The sequence below is a fragment of the Actinomadura sp. 7K534 genome, assembly GCF_004348575.1.
Classification (GTDB): Bacteria; Actinomycetota; Actinomycetes; order Streptosporangiales; family Streptosporangiaceae; genus Spirillospora; species Spirillospora livida.
Genome location: NZ_SMKB01000317.1, coordinates 1 through 7145, shown reverse-complemented (window position 1 = coordinate 7145; position 7145 = coordinate 1). Strand labels below are relative to the sequence as shown.

Sequence of the window (7145 nt, the reverse complement as noted above, 5' to 3'; positions counted from 1 at the left end):
CCCCCGACCTGGCCCGCCCTGTCTCTGAGGGGAGGCACGCCGCATGACCACGCTCAATCACCACATGCCCGCGGCCCTCGGCGCACCCACCATGCCCACCAAGCACGCCGCCGAGACCGCCGCGCCCGCCCAACCGATCACGAACCCCAACGATGCCCCGCCCGGACCCGCCGCCGCTTTGGATGGCGCGGACACGTCTCACGACGCGTCGGGCGCAGCTGAACGCGACGCCTCGCAGGTCTCGCCGAGGGGACGCGCGCTGACCAGTAGCGAGTTCACCGCGGTTGCCGTGGTGGCCGCACTGGTGGCCGTCCTGGGGCTGCTGGGGTTCGTCAACAGCTTCGCCGCCGTCGCCGAGGCCGCCCGGCCGTCGTTCGGTCGGCTGGCCTGGACGGTCCCGCTCGGCATCGACCTGGGCATAGCCATCTTCGCCGCTCTCGACATCGTCCTAGCCCGGTTGGACATGCGGATTCGGTGGCTGCGGTTCATCCCGTGGGCGCTGACCGCCGCGACCGTCTACCTCAACGTCGCCGGTGAACACAGCGTGTTCGGTGCGGTCGCCCACGCGACCCTGCCCGCGCTGTGGGTGGTGGCGGTGGAGATCGCGGCGCACGTGATCCGGATCCGCGCCGGCATCGCCGCCGGAACCCGCATGGATGGCATCCGCACCTCCCGATGGCTCCTGGCGCCCTGGCCCACTATGAAGCTGTGGCGCCGCATGGTGCTGTGGGAGATCCGCTCCTACCCCGACGCACTCGCCCGCGAACGCGCCCGCGTCCTGGCCCTGACCGACCTGCAGGACACCTACGGCCGGTGGTCCTGGCGCCGCAACGCCCCCCGCCGCGTCCGTGCCCTGTACCGGCTCGGCGAACTCCCCACCGCCGAAGTCTCCGCAGAGACGGGCGCGACGAACGGCGCGCCGTCCGCTGGACCGTCCGGCGGACCGGCCGGGTACGGTCCCGCTCTGACCCCGGTGGACCGTCCGGCGCTGGAGTCCGGACCGTCCAGCCCAACCGGTGCCGGACCGTCCAGCCCAACCGGTGCCGGACCGTCCGCCGCGCCGTCCCGGACCCGCAAGCGGACGAGCGGCGCGCGGTCTACCCGTCGCACGAGTGGACCGTCCGCCCGCCGGTCCCGGACCGGCAAGCCCGCCACGCCGCCGCCGGACGTGGACGACCTGGTGCCGCTCGGGCGCCGCATCGCCGCCGACCTCGCCGAGTCCGGTCAGCCCCTCACGCGCAACGCGCTGGCCGTGCGGCTGCGCGAGGCCGGACAGAGCGCCGGTAACGCCCGCGTCGGCGCCCTGCTGGCCCGACTCAAGGCCGAACCCACCACCGATCCCAGCATCAACCCGCCGACCGCCAACCCGTCCGCCGTCGAGAACGCCGCCACGTCCGCCGAGGGAGACCACCAGTCATGAGCCACGCCAGGCCCATGGGCGAGGTCGTACGCCTGCCCGTCAAGCACACCGACCACGCTGCCGACGCCGACACGGCGCCCGCCCTTGACGCCCCGACCGCCGGACCGGACGAGACCGGCGTCCCGCCCACCGACCCGCCCGCCCCGGTCCCGTCCAGCGACCGCGACGGCGCCGAGGGCGACGGCGAGGCGATCGAGGGCCGCGTGCTGGTGGACCGCCCGGACACGTTCCGGCCGGACGTGCGCGCCCGCCGCACGGCCGGTGAGCGTGCGCAGCGCCGCCCGATCATCGCGCCATGGCTGCGCGACCGCGCCGAAGCCACAGCGACCGTGCGGTGGGCGGTCGGCTACGCCGGTCACGTCGCCGGCTACCACACCGCCCGCATCCCGCTCTACTCCCTGCGTCTGGCCATGCGGTCGCCGCGCGGACTGTACCGGGTGGCCGCGGGTACGTGGCGGTGGACGTTCGACATGGACGCCCGTCCGCTGCGCACGCACGCCATCGACCGCCGCAACGACGAGGCGTATCTCAAGCTGATGAGCGAGCGCAACGACCGCGTCCGCGCCCGCATGCTCGTCACCGGCGCCGGCCTCGCCGGTACCGGGCTGGCCGCCATGTCGGTGGCCGCCGCCGGCGGCGTCACCCAAACCGCCGTGCTGGCCGCCCTGGTGTTCCTGCTGGGCTGGATCGGCACCCCCACCGACCGGAGCATCCTCGACACCGCCGTCGTGTCGACAAAGGCGCCCAAGCTCACCTCGGAGATCGTGGTGCGGGCGCTGGCCGCCCTCGGCAACGCCGAGATCAACAAGGCCGTAGGCAAGGGTGGGTCCGGGATCACCTTCCCCGCACCGATCACCCGCGACGGCCCCGGCTGGCGCGCCGAGGTCGACCTACCGTACGGCGTCACCGCCACCGACATCATGGAACGCCGCGACCGCCTCGCCTCCGGCCTGCGCCGCCCCCTGGGCTGTGTGTGGCCCGAACCGGCCCATCACCAGCACGCCGGGCGGCTGGTGCTGTGGGTCGGTGACCAGGACATGAACCAGGTCCGCCCGCCGGTGTGGCCGCTGGCCAAGACCGGCGCAACCGCGGATGTGTTCAAGGCCATCCCGTTCGGCACCGACCAGCGCGGACGCCCCGTCACGCTCACCCTGATGTACGCCAACATGCTCATCGGAGCCATGCCCGGCGCCGGCAAGACCTTCGCCCTCAAGATCCCGCTGCTGGCCGCCGCGCTGGACCCGACCGCGCAGCTGCGGGTGTTCGAGCTCAAGGGAACCGGTGACCTGGACTTCGCCGAGAAGGTCGCCCACCACTACGGCAGTGGCCCGGACGACACCACCATCGGCGAGTGCCTCGCCAGCTTGCGCGAGGTCTACAAGGACCTTGAGCGCCGCGCCAAGACCCTCGCGCGGTTGCCCAAGGACGTGCGTCCGGAGAACAAGGTCACCCCCCAGTTGGCCGCGTCCAAAAGCTACGGGCTTGGGCCGCTGGTGTTCGTGGTGGACGAGTGCCAAGAGCTGTTCTCCCACCCCGAACACGGCAAAGAAGCCGGTGAACTCGCCACCGCGATCATCAAGCGCGGACGCGCCCTCGGCGTCATCCTCCTCCTGGCCACCCAGCGGCCCGACAAGGACTCACTTCCCACGGGGATCAGCGCGAACGTGGGCATCCGGTTCTGCCTGCGCGTCATGGGCCAGCTCGAAAACGACATGATCCTCGGCACCTCGATGTACAAGAACGGGATCCGCGCCACCACCTTCACCAAGCAGGACCGCGGCATCGGCTACCTGGCCGGCGAGGCCGACGAACCCCAGATCGCCCGCGGCTACTACCTCGACGGGCCCACCGCCGACCGCATCGCCGACCGCGCCCGCGCCGCCCGCCGCGCGGCCGGAACCCTCACCGGCTACGCCGCCGGCGAGGACACCACCCCCGCCGAGGGCGACAGCGCGTCCCTGCTGGACGACATCGCCGCCGTGCTGCTGCCCGGCGAAGACAAGGTGTGGTCCGAGACCATCGTGACCCGCCTCGCCGAACTCCGCCCCACCACCTACGGCGCATGGGCCGACCTGGACCCGACCGGCAAGGCCCGCCACCTGGCCGCCGCGCTCAAGCCCTACGGCATCGCCACGAGCCAGATTTGGGGACAGGACGAAACCGGCAAGGGCGGCAACCGCCGCGGCATCACCACCGCACACATCCTCGACGCCCTCAACGACCGCGGCGACACCACCCGGTGACACCGACACCGCCCGCTAGGTCTAGCGCCCGCCACCGCTAGACCTAGCGGCCCGGCTAGCGACCCAACCCCGCCACCACCAGCGATCAAGCATCTAGCGGCCCCTACCTGCACCCATGCCAAAAACCGCCCAGGAGACACCTGTGAGCCCCCTACTCGCCACCGCTAGCCACACCGCCCACCCGTCCGCCGCCTGGCTCATCCTCGCCACCCTCGGCGCGGTCGGCTACCTCGCCCACTGCGTCATCTGGCCGTATCGGGCGTGCCGTAAATGCCAGGGCGCCGGGCGGTTCCGCTCCCCGTCCGGCCGCGCCTGGCGCTACTGCAACCGCTGCAGCGGCAAGGGCGCACAACTCCGGCCCGGCCGCCGCGTCTGGACCCACCTCAAGAACACCAACCGCCACCGCAAGTGAAGGGGACGCGCCCGCCGCCGGACGCAAAGCGGCCCTCGGCGCACAAGCCACCAAGCACGCCGCCGAGAGCCGCACCCCCAACCGATCACGGACCCCAACGAGGCCCTAGCAGGAGGCACTTCCATCATGACGCAGACAGCGCCCGGCGTCCTGCCGCCGCCCAACATGGCCACGCTGTTCTACCTCGGCGCCCATCAACCGCACTGGCTGTGGAACGCCCGGTTCCCGCTGTTTGTCTCCCACCGCCAGCTCACGCGCAAAGCCCGGTTGCGGCCCGCGCTGTGCCGGTGGGCGCTGGACTCGGGCGGGTTCACCGAACTGTCGCTCAACGGCCGGTGGACCACCACGCCCGGCCAGTACGCCGAAGCAGGCGCCCGCTACGCCGAACACCTCGGCATGCCCGACTTCCTGTCACAACAGGACTGGATGTGTGAACCGTTCATGATCGAACGCACCGGCCTGAGCGTGCGTGAACACCAGCACCGCACCGTGGCCAACTACCTCGACCTGCGGGCGCTGGCCCCCACGCTGCCGTGGCTGCCGGTCGTGCAGGGCTGGACGCTGCCGGACTACCTCAAGTGCGTGGAGCTGTACGCCTCCGCCGGTGTGGATCTGGCCGCGCTGCCGTGCGTGGGTCTGGGGTCGGTGTGCCGCCGCCAGTCAACCGGCGAGATCGGCCACATCGTCGCCACACTCGCCGGACTCGGGCTCAAGCTGCACGGGTTCGGCGTCAAGACCGGCGGGTTGCAGCGCTACCGCCACCAGCTCGCGTCCGCCGACTCCATGGCATGGAGCTACAACGCCCGCCGCCTGCCGCCGCTGCCCGGCTGCAGCCACAAGAACTGTGCCAACTGCCTCATCTACGCCACGACATGGCGCGCCCGCCTGCTGACCGGCCTGGCCGCCCGCGGCCACCAAACCGACCTGTTCGCCCTGCCGACGCCCTACGAGGGGACTGCAGCATGACCAACCCCGCACCGCTGCGTGTGGTCGACGCCCGGCCCGCCGGTGACGACCTGGACGCGCCGCCGCACAGCATCGACGCCGAGCAATACGTTCTCGGCGCGGTCATGCTCTCGCCCACCGCGCTCGCCGAGGTCCGGCCGCTGCTGGACGGCGCCGACTTCTACCGGCCGGCACACGCGCAGATCTGGGACGCGGTGTGCGCGCTGGCCGACCGGGGCGCGCCCGTCGACCCGCTCGCCGTCGGCGCGCACATCGGCGCCCGGCACCTGGCCAAGATCGGAGGTGGCCCCTACCTCCACACGCTGATCAGCCGTGTCCCGGCCGCGGCGAACGCCGTCTACTGGGCGCACATGGTGCGTGATCTGGCCTACGCCCGCACCGTCGCCCAGACCGGTACCCGGCTCGTCCAGCTCGCCAACCTCGCTGAGGGCGACGCCGCCGACCTGCGTGCGCAGGTCGCCGCGCAGGTCGCCGCCGTGACCGGCGCCGACCGGCGAGGCTGGCCCGACCCGACGCCGCTGTCGACCGCGCCGGACCTGCCAGCGTTCCCGGTGTGGTGCCTGCCGGACTGGGCCGCCGAGTACGCCGCCAGCGTCGCCGACCTTACCCAAACGCCGGTAGACCTCGCCGGATGTCTCGCACTGGCCGCGCTCGCCGTGGCCGCCGCCGGCAACGTCACCGTCAACGCCGGGGCCTGGTCCGAACCGGTGAACCTGTTCCTGGTCATGGTCCTGCCGCCCGGCAACCGCAAGTCCGAGGTCTACAAGGCCATGACCGGCCCCATCCGCGCCGCCGAGGGCATCTTGACCGACCTGGCCGCGCCGCTCATCGCCGAGGCGATCATTGCCCGCAAGGTCGCCGAGGCCGACGCCGAGCGCACCGAGAAGGCCGCCACCGAACACCCCGACAGTCTCGACCGCCGCGCCGACGCCTCCGCCGCCAGGATGGCCCTCGACAACGCCACGGTGCCCGCCGAGCCCGCACTATTCGGCGGCAACGACTCGACCGTTGAGAAGGTCACCTCACGCCTGGCCGAACAGAACGGCCGCTATGCCGTCCTGGCGCCCGAGGGCGGCAAGCTGTTCTCGATCGCCGGTGGCCGCTACTCCGGTTCCCCCGACATCGGCGTGTTCCTGTCCGGGCACGCCGGTGAGGAAATCCGCATCGAACGCATGGGCCGCCCGTCCGAGCGCATCGACGCCGCCGCCCTCACCATCGGCGTGTGCCTGCAACCCGGCGTCCTGGCCGGACTCGGCGACACCCCCGAGTTCCGCGAACAGGGCCTACTTGGACGCCTGCTGATCACCATGCCGGAATCGATGCTCGGCCACCGCAACGCCAGGCCCGACCCGATCCCCGCACACGCCGCACACACCTATGAGCGGACGCTGACCGATCTCGTCCTGTCGCTGCGCAGGTTCGGCGACCCCGACGGCACACCCGTCGCCCTGACGTTCACCGGCGAGGCACAGGAAGCCGTCATCGACCTATTGGAAGCCACCGAGCCGCGATTTCGTCCAGGCTCCGGCGACCTGGCCCACATGACCGATTGGGGCGGCAAACTGGTCGGCGCCGTCGTCCGCATCGCCGCCCTTCTCCACCTCGCCAAGCACCTGCGCGACGGCTACGGGCGCCCCATCGACCTCGCCACGTTCCGGGAAGCCTGCCAACTCGGCGAGTACTTCACCGCCCACGCCCAAGCCGCCTATGACGCCATCGGCGCCGACCCCGCCGTCAACCACGCCCGCACCGTCCTGGACTGGGCACGCCGCACCGAGACCACCCGATTCACCGCCCGCGACCTCATGCGCGGCCCGCTGAAAAACCGTGTCCGCAAGGTCGCCGACCTTGACCCGGTCCTGCGCGTTCTGGGAACTCACGGCTGGATCCGACAGGTACCCGGACACCGCACCGGCGGACGGCCCACCTCACCGGCCTACGAGACACACCCCGACCTGTCGGAGGACACGCCGTGAGCCGATCCAGACGCCACTACGGCCCGTTAGGGCACCCGGCAAAGAGTCGGCATCCGGGACACCGGGACACGGGGACAGAAGCCGACACAAGCCCTTCTGTCGCCTTCTGTCCCCGTGTCCCCTGTCCC

Annotated in this window: 5 protein-coding genes; all 5 read left to right on the top strand. The window is 71.9% G+C overall.

Going from position 1 to position 7145, the window contains the following annotated elements:
* Positions 1–43: 43 nt before the first annotated feature.
* The 5 genes from E1266_RS34050 to E1266_RS34030 all read left to right on the top strand — a co-directional run bounded on the left by E1266_RS34050 (position 44) and on the right by E1266_RS34030 (position 7017).
* Positions 44–1420, top strand: a complete 1377-nt coding sequence (locus E1266_RS34050) for a DUF2637 domain-containing protein (RefSeq protein WP_132054190.1) — start codon at positions 44–46, stop codon at positions 1418–1420.
* Positions 1417–3663: an FtsK/SpoIIIE domain-containing protein gene (locus E1266_RS39985; protein ID WP_132054188.1), complete on the top strand. Its 2247-nt coding sequence runs from the start codon at positions 1417–1419 to the stop codon at positions 3661–3663. Before E1266_RS34050 ends, E1266_RS39985 begins: the two co-directional genes overlap by 4 nt.
* A 142-nt stretch (positions 3664–3805) precedes the next feature.
* Complete coding sequence (locus E1266_RS34040) at positions 3806–4075, top strand: hypothetical protein (RefSeq protein ID WP_207946085.1); 270 nt, start codon at positions 3806–3808, stop codon at positions 4073–4075.
* Between the two features lie 126 nt (positions 4076–4201).
* A complete protein-coding gene (locus tag E1266_RS34035) occupies positions 4202–5041 on the top strand; it encodes a hypothetical protein (RefSeq protein ID WP_207946084.1) in 840 nt (279 codons plus the stop codon).
* Positions 5038–7017, top strand: coding sequence for a DUF3987 domain-containing protein (locus E1266_RS34030; protein WP_165966317.1), 1980 nt, complete (start codon positions 5038–5040; stop codon positions 7015–7017). The genes E1266_RS34035 and E1266_RS34030 overlap by 4 nt, the downstream gene beginning before the upstream one ends.
* Positions 7018–7145: the final 128 nt, after the last annotated feature.

Excerpts from the sequence above, each read along its gene's own strand:
- E1266_RS34050 (WP_132054190.1), top strand. The coding sequence starts at position 44 with ATGACCACGCTCAATCACCACATGCCCGCGGCCCTCGGCGCACCCACC.
- E1266_RS39985 (WP_132054188.1), top strand. The coding sequence starts at position 1,417 with ATGAGCCACGCCAGGCCCATGGGCGAGGTCGTACGCCTGCCCGTCAAG.
- E1266_RS34035 (WP_207946084.1), top strand. The coding sequence starts at position 4,202 with ATGACGCAGACAGCGCCCGGCGTCCTGCCGCCGCCCAACATGGCCACG.
- E1266_RS34030 (WP_165966317.1), top strand. The coding sequence starts at position 5,038 with ATGACCAACCCCGCACCGCTGCGTGTGGTCGACGCCCGGCCCGCCGGT.